At 61.9% G+C, this 13,885-nt stretch carries 12 protein-coding genes; 10 read left to right on the forward strand and 2 right to left on the reverse strand.

What is annotated here, in order from left to right; translation table 11 throughout:
• The first annotated feature begins 38 nt into the window (after window positions 1–38).
• The 6 genes from PS14A_RS23835 (at window position 39) to PS14A_RS23860 (ending at window position 7,475) form a co-directional block, all read left to right on the forward strand.
• Window positions 39–1,394, forward strand: coding sequence for a pitrilysin family protein (locus PS14A_RS23835; RefSeq protein WP_125916683.1), 1,356 nt, complete (start codon window positions 39–41; stop codon window positions 1,392–1,394).
• Window positions 1,387–2,877 (forward strand): pitrilysin family protein, encoded by a 1,491-nt coding sequence (locus tag PS14A_RS23840; RefSeq protein ID WP_212617361.1) that lies wholly within the window; start codon window positions 1,387–1,389, stop codon window positions 2,875–2,877. The genes PS14A_RS23835 and PS14A_RS23840 overlap by 8 nt, the downstream gene beginning before the upstream one ends.
• Window positions 2,877–3,479: a 16S rRNA (guanine(966)-N(2))-methyltransferase RsmD gene (gene rsmD / locus PS14A_RS23845; RefSeq protein WP_212617362.1), complete on the forward strand. Its 603-nt coding sequence runs from the start codon at window positions 2,877–2,879 to the stop codon at window positions 3,477–3,479. The genes PS14A_RS23840 and rsmD overlap by 1 nt, the downstream gene beginning before the upstream one ends.
• A gap of 110 nt (window positions 3,480–3,589) precedes the next feature.
• On the forward strand, window positions 3,590–4,933 hold the full coding sequence (locus PS14A_RS23850; RefSeq protein ID WP_212617363.1) for a pitrilysin family protein: 1,344 nt from the start codon (window positions 3,590–3,592) through the stop codon (window positions 4,931–4,933).
• On the forward strand, window positions 4,926–6,398 hold the full coding sequence (locus PS14A_RS23855) for a pitrilysin family protein (RefSeq protein WP_212617364.1): 1,473 nt from the start codon (window positions 4,926–4,928) through the stop codon (window positions 6,396–6,398). The genes PS14A_RS23850 and PS14A_RS23855 overlap by 8 nt, the downstream gene beginning before the upstream one ends.
• A gap of 69 nt (window positions 6,399–6,467) precedes the next feature.
• The gene (locus PS14A_RS23860) at window positions 6,468–7,475 is read left to right on the forward strand and encodes a hydrolase (protein ID WP_212617365.1); all 1,008 of its coding nucleotides are present in this window, start codon (window positions 6,468–6,470) and stop codon (window positions 7,473–7,475) included.
• Between the two features lie 253 nt (window positions 7,476–7,728).
• Here PS14A_RS23860 and PS14A_RS23865 read toward each other — a convergent pair whose 3' ends face one another.
• On the reverse strand, window positions 7,729–8,583 hold the full coding sequence (locus PS14A_RS23865) for a sulfurtransferase (RefSeq protein WP_212617366.1): 855 nt from the start codon (window positions 8,581–8,583) through the stop codon (window positions 7,729–7,731).
• 31 nt (window positions 8,584–8,614) lie between these two features.
• Window positions 8,615–9,286 carry a TetR/AcrR family transcriptional regulator gene (locus PS14A_RS23870; protein WP_016772708.1) on the reverse strand — a complete coding sequence of 224 codons (672 nt, stop codon included), beginning with the start codon at window positions 9,284–9,286 and terminating at the stop codon, window positions 8,615–8,617.
• Between the two features lie 147 nt (window positions 9,287–9,433).
• On the opposite strand from PS14A_RS23870, the gene PS14A_RS23875 reads away from it, so the two are divergent.
• From PS14A_RS23875 to coaD, 4 genes are all read left to right on the forward strand, one after another.
• Window positions 9,434–10,864 (forward strand): coniferyl aldehyde dehydrogenase, encoded by a 1,431-nt coding sequence (locus PS14A_RS23875; RefSeq protein WP_212617367.1) that lies wholly within the window; start codon window positions 9,434–9,436, stop codon window positions 10,862–10,864.
• Between the two features lie 29 nt (window positions 10,865–10,893).
• Window positions 10,894–11,439, forward strand: a complete 546-nt coding sequence (locus PS14A_RS23880) for a twin-arginine translocation pathway signal protein (protein ID WP_212617368.1) — start codon at window positions 10,894–10,896, stop codon at window positions 11,437–11,439.
• Between the two features lie 131 nt (window positions 11,440–11,570).
• Window positions 11,571–13,166 (forward strand): GMC family oxidoreductase, encoded by a 1,596-nt coding sequence (locus tag PS14A_RS23885; RefSeq protein WP_212617369.1) that lies wholly within the window; start codon window positions 11,571–11,573, stop codon window positions 13,164–13,166.
• A gap of 115 nt (window positions 13,167–13,281) precedes the next feature.
• A complete protein-coding gene (coaD, locus tag PS14A_RS23890) occupies window positions 13,282–13,761 on the forward strand; it encodes a pantetheine-phosphate adenylyltransferase (protein WP_003229157.1) in 480 nt (159 codons plus the stop codon).
• Window positions 13,762–13,885 lie beyond the last annotated feature (124 nt).

Genomic DNA, 13,885 nt, shown 5'->3' on the forward strand with positions numbered 1-13,885 from the left:
CTAAGACCAAGCGGGCAGCCCAACAGGTTGAAAAACGAATGAATGCTCTAGCCCGCCGCGCTGCTGGCCTGCTGCTCAGCGCAGTCTGCCTGCCCCTTTCGGCCTTGGCGGCCGACCCGCAACCGACCCATGAATTCACCCTCGACAACGGCCTCAAGGTCGTCGTGCGCGAAGACCATCGTGCGCCGGTGGTCGTTTCGCAGATCTGGTACAAGGTCGGCTCCAGCTACGAGACTCCGGGCCAGACCGGTCTGTCCCACGCGCTCGAACACATGATGTTCAAGGGCAGCGAAAAGGTCGGCCCCGGCGAAGCTTCGCTGATCCTGCGCGACCTCGGCGCCGAAGAAAACGCCTTTACCAGCGACGACTTCACGGCTTATTACCAGGTGCTGGCCCGTGATCGTCTCGGCGTGGCCTTCGAGCTGGAAGCCGACCGCATGGCCAACCTGCGCCTGCCGGCCGACGAGTTCGCCAAGGAAATCGAAGTCATCAAGGAAGAGCGCCGCCTGCGCACCGATGACAAGCCGATGTCCAAGGCCTATGAGCGCTACAAGGCCATGGCCTACCCGGCCAGCGGTTATCACACGCCGACCATCGGCTGGATGGCTGACCTCGACCGCATGAAAGTCGAGGAACTGCGCCACTGGTACCAATCCTGGTACGCGCCGAACAACGCCACGCTGGTGGTGGTCGGTGACGTCACTCCAGACGAAGTGAAAACCCTCGCCCAGCGCTATTTCGGCCCGGTCGCCAAACGCGACGTGCCACCGGCGAAAAAACCGCTGGAACTGGCCGAGCCCGGCGAACGCCAGATCACCCTGCGCGTGCAGACCCAACTGCCGAGCCTGATGCTTGGCTTCAACGTGCCGAGCATTGCTACCGCTGAAGACAAACGCTCGGTCAACGCCTTGCGCTTGATCTCGGCGCTGCTCGACGGCGGCTATAGCGGACGCATCCCGACGCAACTGGAGCGCGGCGAAGAGCTGGTCTCCGGCGGCTCGTCGGACTACGACGCCTATACCCGTGGCGACAGCCTGTTCACCCTGTCGGCGACGCCGAACACACAGAAGAAAAAGACCATCGCCCAGGCCGAAGCCGGTTTGTGGAAACTGCTCGAGCAGCTGAAAACCACCGCGCCGTCTGCCGAAGAGCTGGAACGCGTCCGCGCTCAAGTCATCGCCGGCCTGGTCTACGAGCGCGACTCGATCACCAGCCAGGCCACCGCGATCGGTCAACTGGAAACGGTCGGCCTGTCGTGGAAGCTGATGGACACCGAACTGGCCGATCTGGAAAGCGTGACTCCGCAAGACATCCAGAACGCCGCGAAAAAGTATTTCACCCGCGAACGTCTCAGCGTCGCCCACGTCCTGCCAATGGAGACGACTCATGAGTGAGCGCAAAACCCCACGCCTGATGCTGCTTGGCCTGATTGCTGTCGCGGTGATCGGCTCGGCAGCGGTTTATCTGTCTCCAAGCGCTGACAGCCATGCCAGCGAAGCCCTGGATAACGCCAAAACCAGCCAAAAGTTGCAATCGCTGGCAGAACTCGACGGCAAGGCCCCGGCCAGCCGCAAGCTCGATGTGCAGACCTGGAACACCGCTGAAGGCGCGAAAGTGCTGTTCGTCGAAGCCCATGAACTGCCGATGTTCGACATGCGCCTGATCTTCGCCGCTGGCAGCAGCCAGGATGGCAACGCGCCCGGCCTCGCGGTGCTGACCAACGCCATGCTCAACGAAGGCATCGCCGGTAAAGACGTCGGTGCGATCGCGCAGGGGTTTGAAGGCCTCGGCGCCGACTTCGGCAACGGTGCGTTCAAGGACATGGCGCTGGCTTCGCTGCGCAGCCTCAGCGCACCTGAGCAGCGTGAACCGGCGTTGAAGCTGTTCGCCGATGTGGTCGGCAAACCGACCTTCCCCGCCGATTCCTTCGCGCGCATCAAGAACCAGCTGCTCGCCGGTTTCGAATACCAGAAACAGAACCCCGGCAAACTCGCCAGTCTGGAGCTGATGAAGCGCCTGTATGGTGATCATCCGTACGCGCATTCCAGCGACGGCAATCCGCAAAGCGTGCCGAAGATTACCGTCGCGCAATTGCGCGAGTTCCACGCTAAGGCCTACGCCGCCGGCAATGCGGTGATTGCACTGGTCGGTGATCTGTCGCGAGCCGAAGCCGAGGCGATCGCCAATCAGGTTTCCTCTGCCCTGCCGAAAGGTCCGGCACTGGCGAAAATCGCCGCACCTCAGGAACCGAAGGCCAGCGTCAACCACATCGAGTTTCCGTCGAAACAGACCAACCTGATGCTCGCGCAGCTGGGCATTGATCGCGACGATCCGGATTACGCCGCGCTGTCGCTGGGCAACCAGATCCTCGGCGGCGGTGGTTTCGGTACGCGCCTGATGAGCGAAGTGCGCGAGAAGCGCGGCCTGACCTACGGCGTGTATTCGGCGTTCAGCCCGATGCAGGCCCGTGGGCCGTTCATGATCAATCTGCAGACCCGCGCCGAGATGAGCGAAGGCACGCTGAAACTGGTGCAGGACGTGCTCGCCGACTTCTTGAAAAGCGGGCCGACACAGAAAGAACTCGACGATGCCAAGCGCGAACTGGCCGGCAGCTTCCCGCTGTCCACCGCGAGCAACGCCGACATCGTTGGCCAGCTCGGCGCGATGGGCTTCTATAATCTGCCGCTGAGCTATCTCGACGATTTCATGCGTCAGTCACAGAGCCTGACCGTAGAGCAAGTGCGCGATGCGCTGAACAAACACCTGAGCACGGAGAAAATGGTCATCGTCACCGCTGGCCCGACCGTGCCGCAAAAGCCGTTACCGGCCCCATCTGATAAACCTGCCGAGCAACCGCTCGGGGTTCCGGAGCATTAATGGCGACTCGAGCACCGAAAAAACCTGTGCAAAACGTGCACAACGGCGTCAATCAGCTGCGCATCATTGGCGGCCAGTGGCGCAGCCGCAAGCTGAGCTTTCCCGACGCACCGGGCCTGCGCCCGACCCCGGATCGCGTGCGCGAAACCCTGTTCAACTGGCTCGCGCCGTATGTCGAAGGGGCGAAAGTGCTCGACCCGTTCGCCGGCAGCGGCGCGCTGTTTCTCGAAGCGCTGTCCCGTGGCGCGGCCACGGCCCAGGCGCTGGACGCCAGCAACGTTGCGGTTTCCAGCCTGAAAGAACACCTCGGCACCCTGCGTTGCAGCAACGGCCAGGTGCAAACCGCCGATGCGCTGCGCTACCTGGAAACCCAGACCGCGACGCCGTTCGATCTGGTGTTTCTCGACCCACCGTTCAACCAGAACCTGTTGCCAGCGGTTTGTACTTTGCTGGAAGAGCGCCAATGGCTGGCGGCCGATTCGTGGATCTACACGGAAAGCGAAACAGCGCCATCGACGCTGGGCCTGCCGGGCAACTGGCGCCTGCACCGCGAACAGAAATCCGGTCGCGTGTATTACGCGTTGTGGCAACGCAGCGCCTGACCCTGCCTGCACTGGGTTGAGAGTGCGGTAAATAGTTACCGCACCCTGCCCCTCGCAAATCGCCACAGTGGTTGCCGCAATCTGCGTTAACCACTGAGGACATTTCGCGTATGGATACGCTCTGCAGCCGGATGCTGCTTTTTCTTGGCCTGGCGCCGTTCATGACGCTGGCCGCCACGCCCCCGCCGACTCATCAATTCACCCTGGAAAACGGTTTGCAGGTGTTGGTCCGTGAGGACCACCGCGCGCCGCTGGTTACTTCGCAGCTGTGGTTCAAGGTTGGCCCGGCTGACGAAGCGCCAGGGCAGACCGGGCTCTCCCACGTTCTGGAACATATGCTGTTCAAAGGCAGCAGCAAGACCTGCGCCGATGAAGCATCGCGGATTCTGGAATCCATTGGTGCCGAAGAAAGTGCTTTTACCTACGCGGATGCCACGAGCTACCAACAGACCCTGGCGCCGCGCTATCTGGGCGTCGTCTTCGAACTGATGGCCGACCTGATGTCGACCGCTCATCTGCATGCCGATGACCTGAACACCGAAATGGCGGTGATCCGCGAAGAGCGCCATCTGCGTACTGACGACAATGTCAATGCTGCCGTTCTTGAGCACTTCTCTGCCCTGGCCCACTTCGCCAACAGCTACCGCACTCCAGTTATTGGCTGGATGCATGACTTGCAGCAGGTAGACGCCGGCGAACTTCGTCACTGGTATGAAAGCCGTTATGCACCAGGCAATGCCGTACTGGTGATCGTCGGCGACGTCACCCTCGCACAGGTGCAGCCGCTGGCCGAGCGCTATTTTGGCGTCCTTGCAAAACGCTCCGTGCCTCGCCTGCCAAGTCCCGTGGAACTGAAAGTGCCGGGCGAGCGCCAATTGACCTTGCACCGCGAAGTCCCCGCCGCGCAGTTGCTGATGGCGTTCAATGTTCCCGGACTGGCCACTGCGAAAGATCCGCGCACCGTGCACGCCTTGCGTCTGATCAACGCGATACTGGGCGGCGCCAACGGCGCGCGGCTGCAACAGAAGCTGATGTTTACCGATCGCGTGTTCAATCGCATCGACACCGTTTACAACCAAATGACGCGCGGCGACAGCCTGTTGCTGTTGACCGCCGAATTGGCCGATCCACCGCTGACCGATCTGGCAGGTGCGCAAGCGCGGGTGTGGGCGCAGATCGATGCATTGCGCACCACGCCGCCGTCGCTGGAGGAGCTGGAGCGGGCACGTACGCAACTGATCGCGCAGCAGGTGTATGCCAGCGATTCGATACAGCAACAGGCCCGTCAGCTCGCCTCGTACCCGACCATCGGCTTGCCCTGGCGCCTGCTGGATGATGATGCCGAAACGTTGGCGAAAGTGACGCCGGAGCAGATTCGCGACGCGGCCGCCCTCTGGCTGACCCGCGAGCGTCTGGGTGTTGCCCACGTGCACAAGGCGGCCGCCAATGAATAGTCTTTCACTGCTCACAGGATTCGTGCTGATCTGCCTGACCGCAGCGGCTTGCGCTGATGGCCAGCCTGCGCAGAAGCGGACCTCACGCCTGCAATCGCTCGGTGAAGTCAAAGCGCTGGAAATCAAACCGCGTGCATTGAAGATCAGAGGCTGGAAAACCCGCAACGATACCAAGATGCTGTTCGTACGCACGACCGACCTGCCGATGTTCGATATTCACGTCAGCTTCGCGGCGGGCAGTGCTCGGGACGGTGATCGGTCGGGCCTGGCAGCCACGACATTTTCCCTGCTCAACGAGGGGGTACCGGGCAAGGACCTGTCCGCCGTCATGGCAACCTTCGACGGGCTGGGCGCGCAATGGGATATGGAAATCGATCATGACCGCGCCATGTTCTCCTTGCGCAGCCTCAGTGATCCGGCAAAACGCCTGCCGGCCATCAGCCTGCTGACACAAATTCTCAGCGAGCCACTGTTGAGCGAGGAGCGCCTGGCGCCGGTCAAGCACGAACTGCGCGCCGCGCTCTCCGCGGAGCAAGCCGAAGCCGGTTATCAGGCTTTGCAACGAGTCAAGACATTGCTGGCGCCGGACAGCCCTTACAGTCTCCCGGTCTACGGCACCGAGTCGGGGCTCAGTGCCGTGACGCGTGCTCACGTGGAGGATTTCCACCGCCGCTATTACGCTGCCCGCCATGCGCAAATCACTCTGGTCGGCGATCTCACTGTGGCGCAGGCGCAGGCGATCAGCCTGCAAATCAGCGATGCCCTGCCCACGCCACCCGACGCGTTTTTGGCTTCAGCGACTGCCAGCCCGAGCGCCTTACAGACCGGCCACCTCGAATTGGCGCAGCAGCAGCAGACACACATCGTTTTCGCCCAGACCAGCGTACCGCGTCGCCATGCCGATCATGCCGCCCTGTACGCCGCCGGTCAGATTCTCGGTGGTGGCAGCAACAACCGTCTGATGAACGAATTGCGGCACAAGCGCGGAAGGGTCTATGACGTCTACGGCGCCAACATCAATTGGGCCGGCGGCGCTGGATTAGTGACCTTCACCTTGCAGACCGGCAATTCAGTCAGCGCTGGCACCGCTGCGCTGGTGCGCGACATGCTCAATGAGTTTCTCCGGGATGGGCCGACCACGCTGGAGCTGGAGCATCTCAAGCGCAGGCTGGCCAACAGGAACGTGCTGGACAGCGCCAGTAATCGGCAGATTCTCGCCAGACTAGTGGAAATCAACCGCTACGACCTGCCGCTCGATCTCGATTACACAGTGCAGCAGGTGCTCAGACTGACAGTGGCCGATGTTAAAAACGCGATGGACCGGCATCTTTCGGCAGATCGCTGGGTGTCGGTCACCGCAGGTGCCACTGTCGAACAGCAGCCATTACCTGAGCCAGAGGCTGCACCGGTCAGCGAGGCTGATGAGAGCATGTGTCGCGCCGACACCGGCTTTGTGGCAAGTTAGGCGCTTCATTGAGAAGCGGCTGGCGCACCGGGCGCCTGCCGCTTTACGCAAGACCTGTCGAGATTTGCCGTGCAACCACCGTCCGCGCTTCCTGCCTCCCGCTTCGTTCCGGCTTTCGGCCTCGGCAATCCGCACCTGCAGACCTTGTGGGGGCCACTGTGGCGCAAGACCCTGCACATCGAGCGCGAGCGCGAACGCCTGTGGCTCGAGGACGGCGACTTCCTCGACCTCGACTGGCATGGCCCGCACAGTGCCGAGGCGCCGTTGGTGCTGGTACTGCACGGTTTGACCGGCTCATCCAATTCGCCCTATGTGGCGGGCATTCAGAAGACGTTGGCCGAGCAGGGCTGGGCCAGCGTCGCGCTGAACTGGCGCGGTTGTTCCGGCGAGCCGAATCTGTTGCCGCGCAGCTACCACTCCGGCGCCAGCGAAGACCTTGCCGAAGCCATCCAGCACCTGCGCGCGAAACGCCCGTTGGCACCTTTGTTTGCGGTCGGCTATTCACTGGGCGGCAACGTGCTGCTCAAACATCTGGGTGAAACTGGTAGCAATAGCGGCTTGCTCGGCGCGGTGGCAGTCTCGGTGCCGTTTCGCCTCGATCAATGCGCCGATCGCATCGGCCAGGGATTTTCGCGGGTTTATCAGGCGCATTTCATGCGTGAGATGGTTGCCTACATCAAGAACAAGCAGCGCCAGTTCCAGCATGACGGGCGCGAAGACGGCCTGGCGAAACTGGCCGCGCTGGGTTCGCTGGAGAACATGCGCACATTCTGGGATTTCGATGGCCGGGTCACCGCGCCGCTGCATGGCTTCAATGATGCCGAGGATTACTACCGCCGCGCCTCGAGCCGCTACTACCTCGGCGAAATCCGCACGCCGACGCTGATCATTCAGGCGGCGGACGATCCTTTCGTATTTCCCCACAGCTTGCCGCAGGCCGATGAGTTGTCAGCCTGCACCCAATTCGAATTGCAAACGCGTGGTGGTCATGTCGGTTTCGTCGACGGCTCGGTGCGCAGGCCCGGGTATTACCTGGAGCGGCGTATCCCGCAATGGCTGGCCGCCACCAGTGTGTGAACAGCGCATATCCCATGTAGGAGTGAGCCTGCTCGCGAATGCGTCCTGTCAGCTAATCAATTGTTAACTGACACACCGCTTTCGCGAGCAGGCTCGCTCCCACAAGGAATCTGCGCTTTGATCAAATTTTGCGCTGCGACAAAAGACTTTGTGGGAGCGAGCCTGCTCGCGAATGCGTCCTGTCAGCTAATGAACTGTTTAACTGACATACCGCTATCGCGAGCGGGCTCGCTCCCACATGGGATCAGCGATGTTATTCGCCGGTGGCAATGCCGCGCGACGGTTCGTTGATCCACTCGCTCCACGATCCGGCATACAGCGCCCCCAGCGGATAACCGGCCAGGCACAGTGCGAACAGGTTATGACACGCCGTCACTCCGGAGCCGCAGTAGGCGACCAGTTCCGACGGTGAGCGATCGCCCAGTTTCGCCGCAAAGCGCTGGTTGAGCTGCTCTGCCGGCAAAAACCGTCCATCACTGCCGAGGTTGTCGGTGAACGCCGCACACTGCGCGCCGGGAATATGCCCGGCCACCGGATCGATCGGTTCCACTTCGCCCTTGAAGCGCGGCAAGGCGCGGGCGTCGAGCAGGGTCAGGGTTGGCTGGCCGAGGCGCTGCTGCAATTGCTCGGCGCTGAGCAACAGGTTCATGTCCGGCTGACCACTGAAGTTACCCGGCGTCACGCTAGGCGGATCCAGACTCAGCGGCAGGCCAGCCGCGTGCCAGGCCTTGAGCCCGCCGTCGAGAATGAACACGCCGTCGCGCTTGCCCAGCCATGCCAGCAACCACCAAGCCCGCGCCGCATATGCACCCGGGCCGTCGTCATACAAAACCACATCGCTGTCGTTGCTGATGCCCCAGGCTTGCAGGCGTTCGATCAGCGCCGCCGGCTCGGGCAACGGATGACGCCCGGTCACGCCCTTCTCGACTTTACCGCTCAGATCCCGTTCCAGATCGGCGAAACTCGCCCCGGCAATGTGCCCTTCGGCATAGCTGCGCTGGCCGTAATCCGGATCTTCTAGGGCGAAACGACAATCGAGAATCACCAGCCCCGGCTGCTCTTTGCGAGCGTCCAAAGTTTGTGGGCTGATCAACTGCGCAATCGACATAACGGGCTCCTGTGGAATTCGGCTGAACGGTTTATTTCACGTCTTCAAGGGCCTGCGCCAGCGGCACGTAGAACTCGTCGAACAATGCGTTGACTTCATCCCGCGCCTGATCGGTAACAAACCCTGCTTCCAGCACCAGCACCTGATACACGCCACGCTTCACGGCCTGTTCGCTGAGGTGGTTGGAGTTTTCCCGCGTGGTGCACAGAAAACGCACCCACGAGGTCAGGATGATCCACGCATTGAGGGTCAGCGATTCGATCTGCACGCGATCCATTTTCAGAATGCCGGCGGCGACAAAACCTTCGTAGATTGCGGCCCCCTGGATCACGCAGCGCTGGGAAAAACGCCGATAACGCGCGGCCAGTTCCGCATCGCTGTCGAGCAGATGCTCGAGGTCGCGATGCAGAAAGCGGTAGCGCCACATGGCCGAAAGCAGTTCCTTGAGATAGAAACGCTTGTCCTCGACGGTCGCCGGGCGGCCCTGAGGCGGACGCAGAAAGCTGTCCACCAGGGCTTCGTACTCACTGAACAACACGGCGATGATCGCCTGCTTGTTGGGGAAGTGGTAGTACAGGTTGCCCGGAGAAATCTCCATGTGCGCGGCGATGTGATTGGTGCTGACGCTGCGCTCGCCCTGCTGATTGAACAGCTCCAGGCTGTTCTGAACGATGCGCTCGCTGGTTTTTATTCGTGGGGCCATGGCTTGAGCTTTAATTCAGAGTGCGTTGACGGCGCATCTTACGACCTAACCGGAAGTGGATAAAACACTGACGTGCGCGGAAGTCGTTTGACTTTCTAGAGCATAGACTCTAAAAAGTGCCCACTACAATAAAATCCGGAGCCTGCGATGACTGCCGACATTGCCTACCTGCAAACGCTGCAACAGCCTCTTGAAACCCTTGATCGGCAGTTCCAGGCACAACGGGCCGCGTACGCCGCCAACCCGATGCCACCGGCCGCGCAACGTCAGCAGTGGCTCAAGGCGCTGCGCGATCTGCTCAGCGCTGAGCGGCAGGCATTGATCGACGCGATCGGCGCCGATTTCAGTCACCGCAGCGCCGACGAAACCCTGCTCGCCGAGCTGATGCCGAGCCTGCACGGCATTCATTACGCCAGCCGTCACCTGAAAAACTGGATGAAGCCCTCGCGGCGCAAGGTCGGCGTGGCGTTCCAGCCGGCTTCGGCGAAGGTGGTTTATCAGCCATTGGGCGTGGTCGGTGTGATCGTGCCGTGGAACTACCCGTTGTATCTGGCCGTAGGGCCGATGGTCGGCGCCCTGGCTGCCGGCAATCGGGTGATGCTCAAGCTCAGCGAATCGACCCCGGCCACCGGGCTGCTGCTCAAAGAACTGCTGGCGCGGATCTTTCCCGAAGACCTGGTCTGTGTGGTGCTGGGTGAGGCGGATGTCGGCGTGGCCTTCTCGCGCCTGCCTTTCGATCATCTGCTGTTCACCGGCTCCACCAGCGTCGGCAAACACGTCATGCGCGCTGCCGCGGAAAACCTGACGCCAGTAACGCTGGAGCTGGGCGGCAAGTCCCCAGCCATTGTCTCCAGCGACGTGCCGCTCAAGGACGCCGCCGAACGCATCGCCTTCGGCAAAACCCTCAACGCCGGGCAGACCTGCGTCGCGCCCGACTATGTGCTGGTGCCGGAAGACCGCGTCGGCGCTTTCGTCGAGGCCTATCGTCAGGCTGTGAAAGGCTTCTACCCGACCCTGACCGACAACGCCGACTACACCGCGATTATCAATGAGCGCCAACTGGCCCGGCTCAACAGTTATGTCAGCGACGCGACCAGCAAGGGCGCGCTGCTGATCCCGCTGTTCGAGCAAGGCCAGGGCCGACGCATGCCACACAGCGTGCTGCTCAATGTCAGCGATGAGATGACCGTGATGCAGGACGAAATCTTCGGCCCGTTGCTGCCAATCGTGCCTTACCGCGATCTGGAGCAGGCATTCGCTTACATCAATCAGCGGCCTCGTCCTCTGGCTCTTTACTACTTTGGCTACGACAAACGCGAACAGCATCGCGTACTGCACGAGACCCATTCCGGCGGCGTATGCCTGAACGACACTTTGTTGCATGTCGCTCAGGACGACATGCCCTTCGGTGGCATCGGTCCCTCGGGCATGGGCCATTACCACGGCCACGAAGGTTTCCTGACGTTCAGCAAGGCCAAGGGCGTGCTGATCAAACAGCGCTTCAACGCGGCCCGGCTGATCTACCCGCCCTACGGCAGATCGATTCAGAAACTGATTCAGAAGCTGTTCATTCGCTAAACGTTCGTCGACGCCGGGTTATAAAAACAATGCACCCAAGCCTGACCGAAACACCTGCCCTGTCGCGCCGTGGCCTGCTGAAATTCAGCCTCGGCGCCAGCGCGTTTCTCGCCACCGCCGGCCTTGGCGCCAGCCTCACTGGCTGCTCGTCGGGCGTCAGCGCCAACGGCTTTGTCGTTTTGCGCGACGGCGATCTGCTGTTCCTGCGCGCGCTGATCCCGGTGATGCTCGACGGCGCCGTTGCCGCCGGGGAAATGCCCGCGGCGGTCGACGGCACGCTGAAGTCGCTGGACTACAGCCTTGATCACGTGTCGCCGGAAATGCTCAAGCTCACTCGGCAACTGTTCGACGTGCTGGGCATGGCCGTGACCCGTGGCCCGCTCACCGGCATCTGGGGCAGTTGGGAAAACGCCAGCCCTGAAGCGATGCGGCATTTCCTTGAACGCTGGGAGAACAGTTCATTGAGCTTGCTGCGCATGGGCCATAGCTCATTGCAGCAGATGGTGATGATGGCCTGGTACACCCGCGCCGAATCCTGGGCGCATTGCGGTTATCCCGGGCCGCCGAAGGTCTGAAACCGGGGCGCGGCCTTCGCGAGAAGGCTCGCTCGCACATTTGAAATGCATGTCCCTGTGGGAGCGAGCCTGCTCGCGAAGGGGCCTGCTGCATCACCTCAGCATCCAGAATAATAAAGAGAACCTGACCGATGCCCGTACCCGATCCCTTCCGCGAAGGCCTCGCCCGAGGCTGGAAAACCTACAACGGCGCGCAACTGAGCGACGACCTCACCCTCGAAGCCGACGTGGCGATCATCGGCAGTGGCGCCGGCGGCGGCACCACGGCGGAGATCCTCAGCGCGGCCGGCTATAAAGTCCTGCTGATCGAAGAAGGCCCGTTGAAGACCAGCTCGGATTTCAAACTGCTCGAAGACGAGGCCTACAGCAGCCTCTATCAGGAAGGCATCGGGCGCATGAGCAAGGACGGCGCGATCACGATCCTGCAGGGCCGTGCGGTCGGCGGCACGACACTGATCAACTGGACCTCGAGCTTCCGCACACCCGAGCCGACCCTCGAACACTGGGCCAGCGAGCACAACGTCACAGGCCATAGTCCGGCAGAGATGGCGCCGTGGTTCGAAAAAATGGAGCAGCGCCTCGGGGTCGCGCCGTGGATGGTGCCGCCCAATGCCAACAACGATGTGATCCGCAAAGGCTGCGAGCAACTCGGCTACAGCTGGCACGTGATCCCGCGCAACGTTCGCGGTTGCTGGAATCTCGGCTATTGCGGCATGGGCTGCCCGAGCAATGCCAAGCAATCGATGATGGTCACGACCATCCCGGCGACGCTGGAAAAGGGCGGCGAGCTGCTGTATCTGGCGCGGGTGGAGAAACTGCTGATCAGTGGCGACAAGGTGACCGGCCTGCATTGCGTGGCGATGGACCAACGCTGCGTCGAGCCGACCGGGCGCAGCATCACCGTCAAGGCGCGGCATTACGTGCTGGCCGGCGGCGGCATCAACAGCCCGGCGCTGTTGCTGCGCTCCGACGCGCCGGATCCGCATGAGCGCGTGGGCAAGCGCACCTTTCTGCACCCGGTGAACATGTCCGCCGCGCGTTTCGCCGAGGTGGTCAATCCGTTTTACGGCGCGCCGCAGTCGATTTATTCCGACCATTTTCAATGGAAGGACGGCACCACCGGGCCGATGGCGTTCAAGCTCGAAGTGCCACCGCTGCACCCGGCGCTGGCTGCCACACTGCTCGGTGGTTTCGGCAAGGAAAACGCCCAGCATATGGCCGACCTGCCGCACACCCACGCGATGCTGGCGCTGCTGCGCGATGGCTTTCACCCGGACAGCAGCGGTGGCTCGGTGGAGCTGCGCGGTGATGGCTCGCCCGTGCTCGACTATCAGGTTTCGCAGTACGCCTGGGACGGTTTGCGCCGGGCCTTTCACGTCATGGCCGAAATTCAGTTCGCCGGCGGCGCGCAATCGGTGATGCCGATGCACGCCGACGGCCGCTATGTGAAGACACTGGCCGAGGCGCGCTCAATGATCGATGGACTGAGCCTGGAGCTGTACCGCACGCGACTGGGCAGCGCTCACGTGATGGGTGGTTGTGCGATGGGTGAAGATCCGCAAAGCGCGGTTGCCGACAGTCTCGGTCGCCATCATCAACTGCGCAATCTGTCGATTCACGACGGCTCGCTGTTCCCCACCAGCATCGGCGCCAACCCGCAGTTGTCGGTGTATGGCCTGACCGCGCAACTGGCGACAGCCTTGGCTGATCGGCTGAAAAACCCATGAAAAAGCAGAATATTCCTATCGTCTATAGTGCTTTCTTATCCAACAGGCGACTTGGCCGACCGGGAAGGCTGCGATACCATCCGACTCCCCAACGGACTCCCGCCAGGACGACGCGATGAACCGAGTGTTGTACCCAGGTACCTTCGACCCTATTACCAAGGGCCATGGCGATCTGGTCGAACGCGCCTCGCGCCTGTTCGATCACGTGATCATTGCCGTCGCCGCCAGCCCGAAAAAGAACCCGCTGTTCCCGCTGGAACAACGGGTGGAACTGGCTCGCGAGGTCACCAAACACCTGCCGAACGTGGAAGTGGTCGGTTTCTCCACATTGCTTGCGCATTTCGCCAAAGAGCAGAACGCCAACGTGTTCCTGCGTGGTCTGCGCGCGGTGTCGGACTTCGAATACGAATTCCAGCTGGCCAACATGAACCGCCAACTGGCGCCGGATGTGGAGAGCCTGTTTCTCACGCCGTCGGAGCGTTATTCGTTCATTTCCTCGACGCTGGTGCGGGAGATTGCCGCGCTGGGCGGCGACATCAGCAAGTTCGTCCACCCGGCCGTGGCCGACGCGCTGACCCTGCGCTTCAAGAAGTAGGAGCTGCCGCAGGCTGCGATCTCTGTTTGTAGGAGCTGCCGAAGGCTGCGATCTCTGTTTTGCAGCCCTTGATCGCCCCCGCGTGCACTGCGCTCGCCAATGCGGCACAATTGCGCGCATTGAT

Origin of the sequence: Pseudomonas sp. 14A (assembly GCF_018132745.1) — a bacterium.
Taxonomy (GTDB): Bacteria; Pseudomonadota; Gammaproteobacteria; order Pseudomonadales; family Pseudomonadaceae; genus Aquipseudomonas; species Aquipseudomonas mercuritolerans.

What these genes read in the sequence shown, in the direction of transcription:
- PS14A_RS23835 (WP_125916683.1), top strand. Translation starts at nt 39, where the DNA reads ATGAATGCTCTAGCCCGCCGCGCTGCTGGCCTGCTGCTCAGCGCAGTC.
- PS14A_RS23840 (WP_212617361.1), top strand. Translation starts at nt 1,387, where the DNA reads ATGAGTGAGCGCAAAACCCCACGCCTGATGCTGCTTGGCCTGATTGCT.
- rsmD (WP_212617362.1), top strand. Translation starts at nt 2,877, where the DNA reads ATGGCGACTCGAGCACCGAAAAAACCTGTGCAAAACGTGCACAACGGC.
- PS14A_RS23850 (WP_212617363.1), top strand. Translation starts at nt 3,590, where the DNA reads ATGGATACGCTCTGCAGCCGGATGCTGCTTTTTCTTGGCCTGGCGCCG.
- PS14A_RS23855 (WP_212617364.1), top strand. Translation starts at nt 4,926, where the DNA reads ATGAATAGTCTTTCACTGCTCACAGGATTCGTGCTGATCTGCCTGACC.
- PS14A_RS23865 (WP_212617366.1), bottom strand. Translation starts at nt 8,583, where the DNA reads ATGTCGATTGCGCAGTTGATCAGCCCACAAACTTTGGACGCTCGCAAA.
- PS14A_RS23870 (WP_016772708.1), bottom strand. Translation starts at nt 9,286, where the DNA reads ATGGCCCCACGAATAAAAACCAGCGAGCGCATCGTTCAGAACAGCCTG.
- PS14A_RS23875 (WP_212617367.1), top strand. Translation starts at nt 9,434, where the DNA reads ATGACTGCCGACATTGCCTACCTGCAAACGCTGCAACAGCCTCTTGAA.
- PS14A_RS23880 (WP_212617368.1), top strand. Translation starts at nt 10,894, where the DNA reads ATGCACCCAAGCCTGACCGAAACACCTGCCCTGTCGCGCCGTGGCCTG.
- PS14A_RS23885 (WP_212617369.1), top strand. Translation starts at nt 11,571, where the DNA reads ATGCCCGTACCCGATCCCTTCCGCGAAGGCCTCGCCCGAGGCTGGAAA.
- coaD (WP_003229157.1), top strand. Translation starts at nt 13,282, where the DNA reads ATGAACCGAGTGTTGTACCCAGGTACCTTCGACCCTATTACCAAGGGC.